Below are 12,629 nucleotides of genomic sequence, written 5' to 3'. Positions count from 1 at the left end.
CAAATGAAAACCAGCACCGGCGACGGCGCTGGTTTTTTTTCGTCCTGATCTGTTTTCACGCGGCGCGGCTGTTGGCTACTTGCGTGAGGATCACACCAGCGACCACCAGCCCCGCACCGGCCCAATGCAGCGGAGAAATATGCTTGACGGCAAAGCCCAGCAAACCGTAGCGGTCGATGGCCAGCGCGGCCAGCATCTGTCCGCCGATGACGGCCGCCATGAAGGGGCCGGAACCGATGCGCGGCGCCAGCATCAGCGCGGCTGTAATGTAAAACACACCGGCCGCGCCGCCCAGCCAGGACCAGCCCGGTCCCCGCATGGCGAGACTGACATCGGGCGCCGGCACCCGCCAGACCAGCATCACCAGCGACGCGAGCACGGCGCTGACGGCCAGCGAGGCGAGCGTGGCCCACAGCGGGTGGCCCAGGTTGCGGCCCAGCGCGGCATTCGCGCCGGCCTGGAACGGGACGACGGCGCCGGCCAGCATGGCCAGCGGGGCAAATACGGTAATCCATCCATGCATGTGCGACTCCATCACGTTGAGTTGATGGAGTCATCGTATTATGCTGTCATCATTAAATCCAATTCGTAGTTTGTCATTAAAATATGCGCCAAATGAATAATCTGCGGGCCGTTGATTTGAACTTGCTGGTGATCCTGGAAGCGCTGCTCAGCGAGCGCCACTTGTCGCGCGCGGCCGAGCGCTTGCACATGAGCCAGCCTGCCGTCAGCCATGCGCTGGCCCGCTTGCGCCATCTGCTCGGCGACCCGCTGCTGCTGCGTGGCAAGGGCGGCTTTCAGCCCACGGCGCGCGCTTTGGAGTTGGCGCGGCCGCTGGCCGAAGCCCTGCAAAGCGTGCGCTCCGTACTGGGCGGCGCCGTCTTCGAGGCGGCCACGGCGCAGCGCGTGTTTCGCCTGGCCATGTCGGATTACGGCGCGGCCTTGATCCTGCCCGCTTTGCTACGCCGTTTGCGCGTGGAAGCGCCCGGCATCGACCTGGCCGTCAGCTATGCCAGCCGACAGGCCGTGATCGCTGGCGTGCAGGATGGCGAGATCGACCTGGCGCTGGGCGTGTTCCCGCAACTGCCCGAGCACTTACATCGAGAAACCCTGTTCGAGGAAACATTCGTGTGCGCGCTCGATCCGGCCAGCCTGGCGGACGGCGCAACATGGAATCTGGACACCTATCTGGCGCGCCCGCACGTGCTGGTGGCGTCCAGCGAGGGCGGCATGGCGGCCGAAGTCGATGCGGCCCTGGCCCAGCTGGGCCAGGCGCGCCGCATCGCCGTGCGTGTGCCGTACTGGACGGTCGCACCGGAGGTCGTGAGGGGGACGGACTTGATCCTGACGGTGGCGCGGCGCGCCTTGCAGGGAAGCGTGGCGCAGGGGCTGGCGCTGTATGCCGCGCCATTTGCCATCGCGCCGTTTTCGTTTGAAACGATACGGCACCGCCGCACGGACGGCGATGCGGGCATCGCCTGGCTGCGCGCGGCCATTGCACAGGCCGCCGAGCCAGACTGAGTCACTACAAGCCGCCGCCCTGGCCGTCGAACTTGCGTTCGATCAATTCGATCTTGTAGCCGTCCGGATCGGTGATGAAGGCGATGACCGTGTTGCCGCCTTTGACGGGACCCGGTTCGCGCGTGACGTTGCCGCCATTTGCCCGTGCCGCGTCGCAAGCGGCGACGATGTCGTCGGCCGAGATGGCGATGTGGCCATACGCCGTGCCCAGCTCGTAACTGGTGGTGCCATAGTTATACGTCAGTTCCAGTTCCGCGTGGTCGGGATTCGATCCATAGCCGACGAAGGCCAGGGTGTACTGGTATTCCGGATTGTCGCTGGTGCGCAGCAATTTCATGCCCAGGACCTTGGTGTAAAAATCGATGGAGTGCTGCAGGTCGCCGACCCGTAACATGGTGTGCAAAATACGCATCGTAAATCCTTGATGGTGATAGGGGAATGGCAGGATTTTATGCGTTTTACGGCTTTCTTGCCGAGACCGCCCCTGCCGCCCGGTGATGGAACAGCAGCGGACGGCGTGCCTGCATTACTCCAGATGGGCGTCCAGGGTGATTTCCGTGGCCAGCAACTTCGATACGGGGCAACCGAGCTTGGCGCGCAGGGCCGCGTCCTGGAACGCTTCGTCGGTGGCGCCGGGAATGGTGGCCACCAGGGTCAGGTGCACGGCCGTGATGGCATAGCTGCCATCGATTTTTTCCAGGCTGACGTCGGCCGTGGTTTTCAGGGCCGTGGCGCGCAGGCCCGCCTCGCCCAGCTGGCCGGACAGGGCCATGGTGAAGCAAGCCGCATGGGCCGCGCCGATCAGTTCTTCCGGATTGCTGCCGGGACCGTCTTCGAAGCGCGTATTGAAGCCATAGGCCACATTGTCGAGCGCGCCGCTTTGGGTGGAAATAAACCCTTTGCCCTCTTTAAGGCCGCCACTCCAGACGGCTGATCCTGTTTTTTTCATGATGTACTCCTTGCGTGGTTCGAGCGTCCATCATGCGCGTGCCACTCTTGCCCTTCCGTTCGTTGCGTCACACAGGGGAGCATGCGTGTGCGGGGCATCGCCACTCACGGCGCCGGCGTCACGCGCCAGATGACATTGCCCACGTCGTCCGCCACCAGCAACGCGCCCGCCTTGTCGATGGCCACGCCGACGGGGCGCCCCTGCGCCTTGCCATTGCTGTCGAGGAAGCCGGCGATGACGTCCTGCGGCGGCCCGCTGGGCACGCCGTTCGCGAAGGGCACGAAGATGACTTTGTAGCCGCTGAAAGGTTTGCGGTTCCACGAGCCGTGCTGGCCGATGAAGGCGCCGCCCCGGTAGCGTTCGGGCAGCAAGGTGCCGTCATAAAATGCCAGGCCCATCGAGGCCGTATGTGCGCCCACCGCGTAGTCGGGCGCGATGGCGGTGGCCACCAGTTCCGGGCGCGGCGGCTTGACCCGCGCATCGACGTGCTGGCCGAAATAACTGTAGGGCCAGCCATAGAAGGCGCCGTCCTTGACGGACGTCATGTAGTCGGGCACCAGGTCGTTGCCCAGCTCGTCGCGTTCATTGACGGCCGTCCACAGTGCCCCGCTGTGTGGCTGCCAGGCCAGGCCGACAGGGTTGCGCAGACCCGTCGCATACACGCGTGCCTTGCCCGTCGCGCGCGTGATTTGCCAGATGGCGGCGCGGCCGTCTTCGGCCGACAGGCCGTTCTCGCCCACATTGCTGTTCGAGCCGACAGTAACATAGAGAAATTTTCCATCGGCACTGGCGATGACGTTCTTGGTCCAGTGGTGATTGATGGGGCCGCCTGGCAAATCCACCACCTTGACACCCGGCGCCGTGATGCTCGTCTGGCCTTCCTTGTAGGGAAAACGCATCAAGGCGTCGGCATTGGCGACATACAACTCGTTACCGACCAGGGCCATGCCAAATGGCGAATTCAATCCTTGCAGGAACACGCTGCGCGTCTGCGCCACGCCGTTTGCATCGACGCCGCGCAGCAAGGTGATGCGGTTGGCGCTGGGCGTGGCGGCACCCGCCTTTTTCATTTGCATCTGCATGATGGCGCCCTTGATGCCTTTGTTATCCTCGGGCTTCGGCGGGGCGTTCGTTTCCGCCACCAGCACGTCGCCATTCGGCAGCACGTACAGCCAGCGCGGATGGTCGAGGTCGCGCGCATACGGACGGATGGCCAGGCCGGGCGCGACCACGGGGCGCTGTGCGGCCGTCCAGCGCTGCACGGGCGCCACGTTGACGGTGGGAATCAACTGCTTGTCCGGCGCGGGCAGCACGGGTTGCGGGCCGAAGCCGACGGGCATGGCGGGTGCCTGGGCGTGGGCGGTAGTGGCGCCGCAGGCAGCGGCCAGCAGGAATGAACAGACGTAACGGTGCATGGCGTACTCCGAAAAAGTAGCGGTGCCTGACAGTTCGATTCAGCGCGCTTTCTTTGGTTCCAGCTGCGGGTCGGGACGGGCCTGTTTCGGTTCGGTGGGCTTGACCTTTTCCACGCCGGGCTGGGCGCGGCGGTCCGTGTCGACCAGGCCCTGTTCCAGGTCGCTGGCCGCCTGTTGCATGATCTTGCGCGGACGCACGTTTTGCGCATCGGGCGATTCATCGCGCTCGTGCGGCAGACGGTCGATGCCGTCATTCTTGACCTTTTCATCGGTATTGATCTTGCGTTCGCTATGCTGGGTAACCATATGGCCTCCTGACAGTAAAAGTAACGTGAAATCAGTGTCCTGCCGCGGCAGGCCATCTGCAAGCGGATTTGTCCATGCAGGGAGCGCTGGCGCACGCATGGACGATTCTTTTTCTGCGCTACACTGCGTGCAACACCAAGAACGCCCCTTGCGGGCACACGGCAGCCGCACTATACTGTGGATATATACAGTATCATGCGATGCCGGCGTGCGACGCGACAGCCTGGGGCGGCTTGCCACCGAATTCACTACCGAGACTCTTATGCCCGTCGATACACACGCCGAACAGCGCGCCGAACAGCCAGCCGCGACCTTGCCAGCCCCGGGCGAACGCTTCAACCTGGGCGCCAAGACCATCGCCCTGGTCGTGCGCCAGAATACGGATGGCATTGCCGAGCCCGTGAAAAGCATCGTCGATTTCCTGCAAGTGCTGGGCCACACGGTGGTCTTCGAAGCAGAGACGGCCGCGCACCTGAACCTGGCGTTTCCCGGCGTGCGCGCCATGTCTCCGGCCGAGATCGGCGCCGCCGCCGATTGCGCCATCGTCATGGGCGGCGACGGCACCATGCTGGGTATTGCACGCCAACTGGCGCCATTCGACGTCCCCTTGATCGGCATCAATCAAGGACGTCTGGGTTTCATGACCGATATCCCGCTCGAGCGCATGCTGCCCGTGCTGGCGCAAATTCTCGGCGGCCGCTTCAAGGCCGAGCGCCGCACCTTGCTCGAAGGCAGCGTGTTGCGCGACGGCGAGTCGATCCACGTGGGCATGGCCGTCAACGATGTCGTCGTCTCGCGCGGCGCCGGCGCCGGCATGGCGGAATTGCGCGTCGAGGTCGATGGCCACTTCATGTACAACCAGCGTTCCGATGGCTTGATCATTTCCACGCCGACGGGCTCGACTGCGTACTCGCTGTCGGCCGGCGGCCCATTGCTGCACCCAACCCTGGGCGGCATCGTGCTCGTGCCGATCGCCCCGCATGCGCTGTCGAACCGCCCCATCGTCCTGCCCGACTCCAGCCAGATCGTCGTGGAAATCGTGCGCGGGCGCGATATCAGCGTCAATTTCGACATGCAGACCTTTGCCAGCCTGGTGCAGCAAGACCGCATCCTCATCCGCCGTTCGCCGCACACGATTACCTTCCTGCATCCGGAAGGGTGGAGTTACTACAACACCCTGCGTGAAAAATTGCACTGGAATGAGTACCCGTCGGGCGAGGGCAAGCTCAGCTAACTTTTTCTCCACCTCAACCCGCGGTGCGCCGCCCAACCACAGAAGCCATGCTCCATACACTGTCCATTCGCGATTTTGTCATTGTCGATACCATTGAACTGGAATTTTCCGCCGGCTTCAGCGTGCTGACGGGCGAGACGGGCGCCGGCAAATCCATTCTCATCGATGCGCTGACCCTGGCGCTGGGCGGGCGCGGCGACGCCAGCGTGGTGCGCGAAGGCGCGGCCAAGGCCGACATCACGGCCGATTTCTCCGTCAGCGACGTGGCGCAAGCCTGGCTGGTGGCGCATGAATTCGCCAACGACGATGGCGGCGCCCTGCTGCGCCGCGTGATCGACAATGCGGGCCGCTCGAAAGCGTACATCAACGGCATCCCCGCCACGGCCGCGCAGTTGCGCGAGTTCGGTGACATGCTGGTCGACATCCACGGCCAGCACGCGCACCAGTCCTTGCTGAAAAGCGAAGCGCAGCGCGCCTTGCTCGACGGCCAGGCGACGGCGCGCGAAGCGGGTGCGGAACAGGATGCGCGGCAAGTGGCGGCCCTGCACAAGCGCTGGCGCGCCCTCGTGCGCCAGCGCGAGGAATTCGAAACGAATGCGGCCAACGTGCTGTACGAGCGTGAACGCCTGGAATGGCAGGTGGGCGAACTGGAAAAACTGGCCGCCAAGCCCGGCGAGTGGACGGAGATTACGAACGAGCACAGCCGTCTGTCGCACGCGGCCAGCCTGCTGGAAGGGGCGCAGGAAGCCTTGTCGCTCATTTCCGAGTCGGAAGACCATCCTATCGTGTCGCAACTGTCGGCCCTGAACCAGAAGCTGGGCAAGCTCGTGTCCGTCGATGCGGAATTGCAGCCGATCGTCGACCTGATCGAATCGTCGCGCATCCAGTTGCAGGAATCCGTGTACGCGCTGAACAATTACCTGGACCGGGTGGAACTGGACCCGGAGCGCCTGCACCAGCTCGACGCGCGCATGGAAGCCATGCACAGCACGGCTCGCAAATTCCGCGTTACGCCCGAAGAATTACCGGAGGAACACGCGAAGCTGTCGGAAAAGCTGCAGCATCTGGCCGACGCTTCCGACATCGAAGGCTTGCTGCGCCAGGAAGCGAAGATCGAGGCCGAATACCGTAGCGTGGCCGAGCGCCTGTCCGCCACGCGCCGCGCCGCCGCCCTGGAACTGGGGCAAGCCGTCACGCGCGCGATGCAGGAACTGAGCATGACGGGCGGCAGCTTTGAAATCGCCCTGCACCCGTGCGAGCCGGCTGCCCACGGCCTTGAACAAGTGGAATTTCTCGTCGCCGGCCACGCGGGCACGGCGCCCCGTTCCCTGGCGAAAGTCGCTTCCGGCGGCGAACTGGCGCGCATCGCGCTGGCCATTTCCGTCATCACCTCGCACGCCACCACCACGCCGACCCTGATCTTCGACGAGGTCGACAGCGGCATCGGCGGCGCCGTCGCGGAAGTCGTCGGGCGCTTGTTGAAACGCCTGGGGCAGGGACGGCAAGTGCTGTGCGTGACCCACTTGCCGCAAGTGGCCAGCCAGGCCAATCAGCATTTTCAGGTGGCAAAAAGCACCCTGGACAATGGCAAGACGGCCTCGCGCATCGACATGCTCGACGCCAAGGCCAGGGTGGAAGAAGTGGCGCGCATGCTGGGCGGCCTGGAAATCACGGCCACCACGCGCAAGCATGCGCGTGAACTGCTCGCGATTTGAACGCGGCTTAAATCCGGGGGCAGCCCCCCGGATGCGTTAGCGCTGAGTTTGACGTTAGCGGCATTGAGGGTCTGACCCCAGCACTTCGCTATTAACTCAATGCAACTATAATAACTGGCTAATCCATCCAACGCCTTCGAAGAGCCTTCATGTCATTTCAAACAGAACCGCCGTACACGCATGGCAGCATCGACCGCAGCGCCGTGGTGCTTGTCAATCTGGGCACGCCCGATGTGCCGACGTCGTCAGCTGTGCGGCGTTACCTGAAGCAATTTTTGTCGGATCCGCGCGTGGTGGAAATTCCCCGCATTGTCTGGTGGTTCATCCTGAACCTGATCATCTTGCCGTTCCGCTCCGGCCAGTCGGCCAAGAAATACGCATCGATCTGGACGCGCGAAGGTTCGCCCCTGAAAGTGCATACGCAAAAGCAGGCCAAGTTGCTGGCCGGCGCCCTGGCCGAGCGGGGCCATGACGGCGTGACGGTGGCCATGGCCATGCGCTACGGTTCGCCTTCCTTGCCTGACGTGCTGGCCCAGCTGAAAAGCGAGGGCTGCGAGCGCATCGCCATCCTGCCGGCCTATCCCCAATACTCGGGCACGACGACGGGATCCATCTACGATGCCGTGTTTGCTCATTACGTCACCGTGCGGAACGTACCGGAATTGCGTTTTATCAAGCAATATCACGAGCATGATACGTATATCGACGCCTTGCGCGATTCGGTGCTGAATCATTGGGAAGCGCATGGCCGTCCGGAAAAACTGGTGATGAGTTTTCACGGCGTGCCCAAGCGTACCTTGCTGCTGGGCGACCCATACCACTGCCAATGCCTGAAAACGGCGCGCCTGCTGGCGGAAAAGTTAAAATTAACTAAAGAGCAATACGTGGTGACCTTCCAGTCGCGCTTTGGCAAGGCCGAATGGCTGCAGCCGTACACGGCGCCCACGCTGGTGGCGCTGGCCCAGCAGGGCGTCAAGCGCGTCGATCTGCTGTGCCCGGGTTTTACCAGCGATTGCCTGGAAACCCTGGAAGAGATCGCCATGGAAGCGAAGCATGATTTTGAAACGGCCGGCGGCCAGCAGTTTCATTACATCGCTTGCCTGAACGAAACGCCAGCCTGGATTGCGGGCATGGCGGAAATTGCGGAACAGCACATGATTGGCTGGCCGACGATGAAGACGGCGGCGCAGCGCGAAGCGGACAAGAGAGCGGGCGAGCAGGCGCGCACGGCGGCGTTGGCCTTGGGCGCGACGAACTGACATTACTGAGTTTTTTGCCATCTTGAAGCCGCGCCTGCGCGGCTTTGTCATGTCTGGCGTGGCCAAGTGACTTTCCAAATAGCAACACCGCCAGTGGCGATGGCCGTGGCGGGGCTGGTAGAATGCCCGCTTTGCCGTGGGAAGCCTGGAAAATCAAGGGTGGGCGCGCACGGATGAATGCCCGAAATGGGAAGCGCTTTGTAATAGGCTGTAACATGGACCGATGTAATTCTGGTTTTGCCACGCATACCCCTTGAAACAATAGGATATAGCCCCATCTGCCCGTTAGTGTTGTAAAGATAGTTAGACTAACTCATTTAAGTCATTGATTGTAGGAGCTTTTCAGATGCAAGATCAGGAAAACCAAGCTGTACCTAATCCGCAAGCGGACGCCGCGGCGACTGCCCCATCGACTCCCGCAGAGCCTACTTTGGAAGAGCAGCTGGCGAGTACCGAAGCGCGTCTTGCAGAGATGCACGATGCCTTCATGCGCGCCAAGGCCGATGGCGAAAATATCCGCCGCCGCGCGCAGGAAGATGTTGCTAAAGCGCATAAATTCGCAGTCGAGAGCTTTGCCGAAGCCATGGTGCCGGTCAAAGACAGCCTGGAAACGGCGCTGACGGTGGAAGCACCGACCATCGAATCGCTGAAAGAAGGCGTCGAAATGACCTTGAAGCAACTGAACGCCGCGTTCGAGCGCAACCGCCTGGTGGAAGTGTTGCCAGTGCAGGGCGAGAAGCTCGATCCAATGAAACACCAGGCTGTTGCCGTGGTGCCAGCGGACCAGGAAGCCAATACCATCGTGTCAGTCCTGCAAAAGGGCTATATGATTGCGGACCGCCTGCTGCGTCCAGCCATTGTAACGACCGCGCAAGCAAAATAATCAGAGGGCGGCATCAAGCAAGCCTTGAAACCATGCCGCTTTGCCACATATAAGAACCATCTGAAATCTAGCAAATAAAAGGAAATAAATCATGGGTAGAATTATCGGTATCGATCTGGGAACCACGAATTCCTGCGTTTCCATCATGGAAAACGGTCAACCAAAGGTAATCGAAAACGCTGAAGGCGCACGCACGACGCCGTCGATTATTGCTTATCAAGAAGATGGCGAAATTCTCGTCGGCGCGCCAGCGAAACGCCAGGCCGTGACCAATCCGAAAAACACGCTGTACGCAGTCAAGCGTCTGATCGGTCGCAAGTTCGACGAAAAAGAAGTCCAAAAAGACATCGCGCTGATGCCGTACCAGATCATGAAAGCCGACAACGGCGATGCATGGATCGGCGTACGCGACAAAAAACTGGCTCCGCCGCAAATTTCGGCTGAAGTGCTGCGCAAGATGAAGAAAACGGCAGAAGACTACCTCGGTGAAGAAGTCACCGAAGCCGTCATCACCGTGCCTGCGTACTTCAACGACTCGCAGCGTCAAGCCACCAAGGATGCAGGCCGTATCGCTGGCCTGGACGTCAAGCGCATCATCAACGAGCCAACCGCGGCAGCGCTGGCGTTCGGCCTGGACAAGACCGAAAAAGGCGACCGTAAAATCGCCGTGTATGACCTGGGTGGCGGTACGTTCGACGTGTCGATCATCGAAATCGCGGATGTTGATGGCGAGAAACAATTTGAAGTGCTGTCGACCAACGGCGACACCTTCCTGGGCGGCGAAGACTTCGACCAGCGCGTCATCGATTACATCATCGACGAGTTCAAGAAGATCAACGGCATCGACCTGAAAAAAGATCCGATCGCCCTGCAGCGCATCAAGGCTTCGGCCGAGCGCGCGAAGATCGAATTGTCGTCGTCGCAGCAAACCGAGATCAACGAGCCGTACATCGCCATGGCGAACGGCGCGCCGGTCCACTTGAACCTGAAGATGACCCGCGCCAAGCTGGAGTCGCTGGTGGAAGAGCTGATCACGGCCACGATGGAACCATGCCGCATCGCTATCAAAGATGCAGGCGTGAAAGTGTCGGACATCGATGACATCATCCTGGTCGGCGGTATGACGCGTATGCCGAAGGTGCAGGAAAAAGTGAAGGAATTCTTCGGCAAGGATCCACGCAAGGACGTGAACCCGGACGAAGCCGTCGCCGTGGGCGCAGCGATCCAAGGTTCGGTCCTGTCGGGCGAACGCAAGGACTTGTTGTTGCTGGACGTTACTCCTCTGTCCCTGGGTATTGAAACCCTGGGCGGCGTGATGACCAAGATGATCCACAAAAACACGACGATTCCGACCAAGTTCAGCCAAGTGTTCTCGACGGCCGACGACAACCAGCCTGCGGTGACCATCAAGGTCTTCCAGGGTGAGCGCGAAATCGCCGCCGGCAACAAGGGTCTGGGCGAATTCAATCTGGAAGGCATCCCGCCAGCATCGCGCGGCACGCCACAGATCGAAGTGACCTTCGACATCGACGCCAACGGCATCTTGCATGTCGGCGCGAAAGACAAGGCCACCGGCAAGGAAAACAAGATCACGATCAAGGCCAATTCCGGCTTGACCGAGGCTGAAATCCAGAAGATGGTCAAGGATGCCGAGCTGAACGCGGAAGAAGACAAGAAGGTCAAAGAATTGGCCGAGTCGCGCAACCAGGCCGATGCTCTGGTACACTCGACCCGGAAATCCTTGACCGAATACGGCGACAAGCTGGATGCGGGCGAGAAAGAGAAGATCGAAGCGGCCATCACCGACCTGGAAGCAAGCATCAAGGCGGGCGACAAGGCTGAGATCGACGCCAAGGTGGAAGCACTGTCGAGCGCATCGCAGAAACTGGGCGAAAAAATGTATGCCGACATGCAAGCGCAGCAAGCTGCCGGCGGCGCGGAAGGTGCACAGCAAGCTGCTGGCGCATCGGACGCAGGCGCCAAGCAAGACGACGTTGTTGACGCTGACTTCAAAGAAGTCAAAGACAGCAAGTAATTGTCTTGCGCTCCCATGAACTGGGGGCAGCCGGGCTGAACGCTACATCGCGGGATTAGCCGCGAAGACCGGCCGAGCCGAGTCGTTGCCCAGTGCAGCACTCGACTCGGCTTTTTCGTGTAATTTTTACATCAGTAGATAGACTGCAAGGTGCCGACAACATGGCAAAGCGTGATTTTTACGAGACACTCGGTGTCGCAAAAAATGCTTCGGAAGAAGAGATCAAAAAGTCTTACCGTAAACTGGCGATGAAATACCATCCGGACCGCAATCCGGATAGCAAGGAATCGGAAGAAAAGTTTAAGGAAGTCAAAGAAGCCTACGAGATGCTGACCAATCCGGAAAAGCGCGACGCGTATGACCGTTATGGTCACGCTGGCGTGGACCCGAACATGGGCGGCGGTGGCGGCTTCGGCGGCGGCGCTGGCGGCTTTGCCGACAGCTTCGGCGATATCTTCGGCGACATCTTTGGCGGTGGTGGTGGACGCAGCCGCAATGCGGGGCCACAGGTGTACCGTGGCGCCGACTTGCGCTACAACCTGGAAATTACACTGGAGCAAGCCGCTCACGGCTTCGACACGACCATCCGCGTGCCGAGCTGGGACAAGTGCGACACTTGCCACGGCAGCGGCGCCAAGCCGGGCACGTCGCCCACCACGTGCGGTACCTGCGGTGGCCACGGCCAGGTGCGCATGCAGCAAGGTTTCTTCAGCATCCAGCAAACCTGCCCGAAATGCCATGGCAGCGGCAAGGTCATCACCGACCCGTGCACGCCGTGCGGCGGCGCCGGTCGCATCAAGCGCAACAAGACCCTGGAAGTGAAAATTCCAGTCGGTATCGACAACGGCATGCGTATCCGTTCGTCCGGCAACGGCGAACCAGGCACGAATGGCGGCCCGTCGGGCGACCTGTATGTGGAAATCCACATCAAGCCGCATGCCGTGTTCCAGCGCGAAGGCGACGACCTGCATTGCGAAATGCCGATCTCGTTCACCAAGGCGGCTTTGGGCGGCGAAATCGAAGTGCCTACCTTGAACGGCAAAGTATCGTTCACGATCCCGGAAGGCACCCAGTCGGGCAAGACCTTCCGCCTCAAAGGCAAGGGCATCAAGGGCGTGCGCTCCGGTTACGCGGGCGATTTGTTCTGCCACGTGGCCATTGAAACGCCGGTGAAACTGACGGAAAAACAGAAAGACCTGCTGCGCGACTTTGAAAAGTCGACGACCGAGGGCGGTGCCAAGCACAGTCCGCAAAGCAAGACCTGGAAAGACAAGGTCAAGGATTTTTTTGAATAAGCACACGTAATACCATG

At 61.2% G+C, this 12,629-nt stretch carries 12 protein-coding genes; 7 read left to right on the top strand and 5 right to left on the bottom strand.

Translation table 11 applies throughout. From position 1 onward, the window contains the following. Positions 1-55: 55 nt before the first annotated feature. Entirely contained in the window at positions 56-523 is a 468-nt protein-coding gene (locus VM94_RS16945) for a DMT family transporter (protein ID WP_046684432.1), read from the bottom strand. 92 nt (positions 524-615) lie between these two features. Here VM94_RS16945 and VM94_RS16940 point away from each other — a divergent pair, with 92 nt between their 5' ends. Continuing rightward, entirely contained in the window at positions 616-1,521 is a 906-nt protein-coding gene (locus VM94_RS16940; RefSeq protein WP_046684662.1) for a LysR substrate-binding domain-containing protein, read from the top strand. Between the two features lie 4 nt (positions 1,522-1,525). On the opposite strand, the gene gloA is transcribed toward VM94_RS16940, so the two are convergent. From gloA to VM94_RS16920, 4 genes are all read right to left on the bottom strand, one after another. Next, entirely contained in the window at positions 1,526-1,933 is a 408-nt protein-coding gene (gloA, locus tag VM94_RS16935) for a lactoylglutathione lyase (RefSeq protein WP_046684431.1), read from the bottom strand. A 114-nt stretch (positions 1,934-2,047) separates the two neighbouring features. Further along, the gene (locus VM94_RS16930; protein WP_046684430.1) at positions 2,048-2,470 is read right to left on the bottom strand and encodes an OsmC family protein; all 423 of its coding nucleotides are present in this window, start codon (positions 2,468-2,470) and stop codon (positions 2,048-2,050) included. A gap of 104 nt (positions 2,471-2,574) precedes the next feature. Then, positions 2,575-3,885: a PQQ-dependent sugar dehydrogenase gene (locus tag VM94_RS16925; RefSeq protein ID WP_046684429.1), complete on the bottom strand. Its 1,311-nt coding sequence runs from the start codon at positions 3,883-3,885 to the stop codon at positions 2,575-2,577. A 39-nt stretch (positions 3,886-3,924) separates the two neighbouring features. Then, positions 3,925-4,191: a hypothetical protein gene (locus VM94_RS16920; RefSeq protein WP_046684428.1), complete on the bottom strand. Its 267-nt coding sequence runs from the start codon at positions 4,189-4,191 to the stop codon at positions 3,925-3,927. 262 nt (positions 4,192-4,453) lie between these two features. Here VM94_RS16920 and VM94_RS16915 point away from each other — a divergent pair, with 262 nt between their 5' ends. The 6 genes from VM94_RS16915 to dnaJ all read left to right on the top strand — a co-directional run bounded on the left by VM94_RS16915 (position 4,454) and on the right by dnaJ (position 12,612). Further along, the gene (locus VM94_RS16915; RefSeq protein WP_225242741.1) at positions 4,454-5,425 is read left to right on the top strand and encodes an NAD kinase; all 972 of its coding nucleotides are present in this window, start codon (positions 4,454-4,456) and stop codon (positions 5,423-5,425) included. 47 nt (positions 5,426-5,472) lie between these two features. Then, on the top strand, positions 5,473-7,140 hold the full coding sequence (recN, locus tag VM94_RS16910; RefSeq protein WP_046684427.1) for a DNA repair protein RecN: 1,668 nt from the start codon (positions 5,473-5,475) through the stop codon (positions 7,138-7,140). A gap of 149 nt (positions 7,141-7,289) precedes the next feature. Continuing rightward, positions 7,290-8,399, top strand: coding sequence for a ferrochelatase (gene hemH, locus VM94_RS16905; RefSeq protein ID WP_046684426.1), 1,110 nt, complete (start codon positions 7,290-7,292; stop codon positions 8,397-8,399). A 346-nt stretch (positions 8,400-8,745) separates the two neighbouring features. Then, the gene (gene grpE / locus VM94_RS16900) at positions 8,746-9,282 is read left to right on the top strand and encodes a nucleotide exchange factor GrpE (RefSeq protein ID WP_034745977.1); all 537 of its coding nucleotides are present in this window, start codon (positions 8,746-8,748) and stop codon (positions 9,280-9,282) included. Positions 9,283-9,373: 91 nt separating this feature from the next. Then, the gene (gene dnaK, locus VM94_RS16895) at positions 9,374-11,317 is read left to right on the top strand and encodes a molecular chaperone DnaK (protein ID WP_034745982.1); all 1,944 of its coding nucleotides are present in this window, start codon (positions 9,374-9,376) and stop codon (positions 11,315-11,317) included. A gap of 161 nt (positions 11,318-11,478) precedes the next feature. Continuing rightward, a complete protein-coding gene (dnaJ, locus tag VM94_RS16890; protein WP_034745985.1) occupies positions 11,479-12,612 on the top strand; it encodes a molecular chaperone DnaJ in 1,134 nt (377 codons plus the stop codon). Positions 12,613-12,629 lie beyond the last annotated feature (17 nt).

The sequence above is a fragment of the Janthinobacterium sp. KBS0711 genome (genome assembly GCF_000988085.1).
Taxonomy (GTDB): Bacteria; Pseudomonadota; Gammaproteobacteria; order Burkholderiales; family Burkholderiaceae_D; genus Janthinobacterium; species Janthinobacterium lividum_E.
This window is presented reverse-complemented; position numbering and strand designations above follow the sequence as displayed.

What these genes read in the sequence shown, in the direction of transcription:
- VM94_RS16940 (WP_046684662.1), top strand. Translation starts at nt 616, where the DNA reads ATGAATAATCTGCGGGCCGTTGATTTGAACTTGCTGGTGATCCTGGAA.
- dnaJ (WP_034745985.1), top strand. Translation starts at nt 11,479, where the DNA reads ATGGCAAAGCGTGATTTTTACGAGACACTCGGTGTCGCAAAAAATGCT.
- VM94_RS16930 (WP_046684430.1), bottom strand. Translation starts at nt 2,470, where the DNA reads ATGAAAAAAACAGGATCAGCCGTCTGGAGTGGCGGCCTTAAAGAGGGC.
- VM94_RS16920 (WP_046684428.1), bottom strand. Translation starts at nt 4,191, where the DNA reads ATGGTTACCCAGCATAGCGAACGCAAGATCAATACCGATGAAAAGGTC.
- VM94_RS16925 (WP_046684429.1), bottom strand. Translation starts at nt 3,885, where the DNA reads ATGCACCGTTACGTCTGTTCATTCCTGCTGGCCGCTGCCTGCGGCGCC.
- dnaK (WP_034745982.1), top strand. Translation starts at nt 9,374, where the DNA reads ATGGGTAGAATTATCGGTATCGATCTGGGAACCACGAATTCCTGCGTT.
- VM94_RS16945 (WP_046684432.1), bottom strand. Translation starts at nt 523, where the DNA reads ATGCATGGATGGATTACCGTATTTGCCCCGCTGGCCATGCTGGCCGGC.
- gloA (WP_046684431.1), bottom strand. Translation starts at nt 1,933, where the DNA reads ATGCGTATTTTGCACACCATGTTACGGGTCGGCGACCTGCAGCACTCC.
- recN (WP_046684427.1), top strand. Translation starts at nt 5,473, where the DNA reads ATGCTCCATACACTGTCCATTCGCGATTTTGTCATTGTCGATACCATT.
- hemH (WP_046684426.1), top strand. Translation starts at nt 7,290, where the DNA reads ATGTCATTTCAAACAGAACCGCCGTACACGCATGGCAGCATCGACCGC.
- grpE (WP_034745977.1), top strand. Translation starts at nt 8,746, where the DNA reads ATGCAAGATCAGGAAAACCAAGCTGTACCTAATCCGCAAGCGGACGCC.
- VM94_RS16915 (WP_225242741.1), top strand. Translation starts at nt 4,454, where the DNA reads ATGCCCGTCGATACACACGCCGAACAGCGCGCCGAACAGCCAGCCGCG.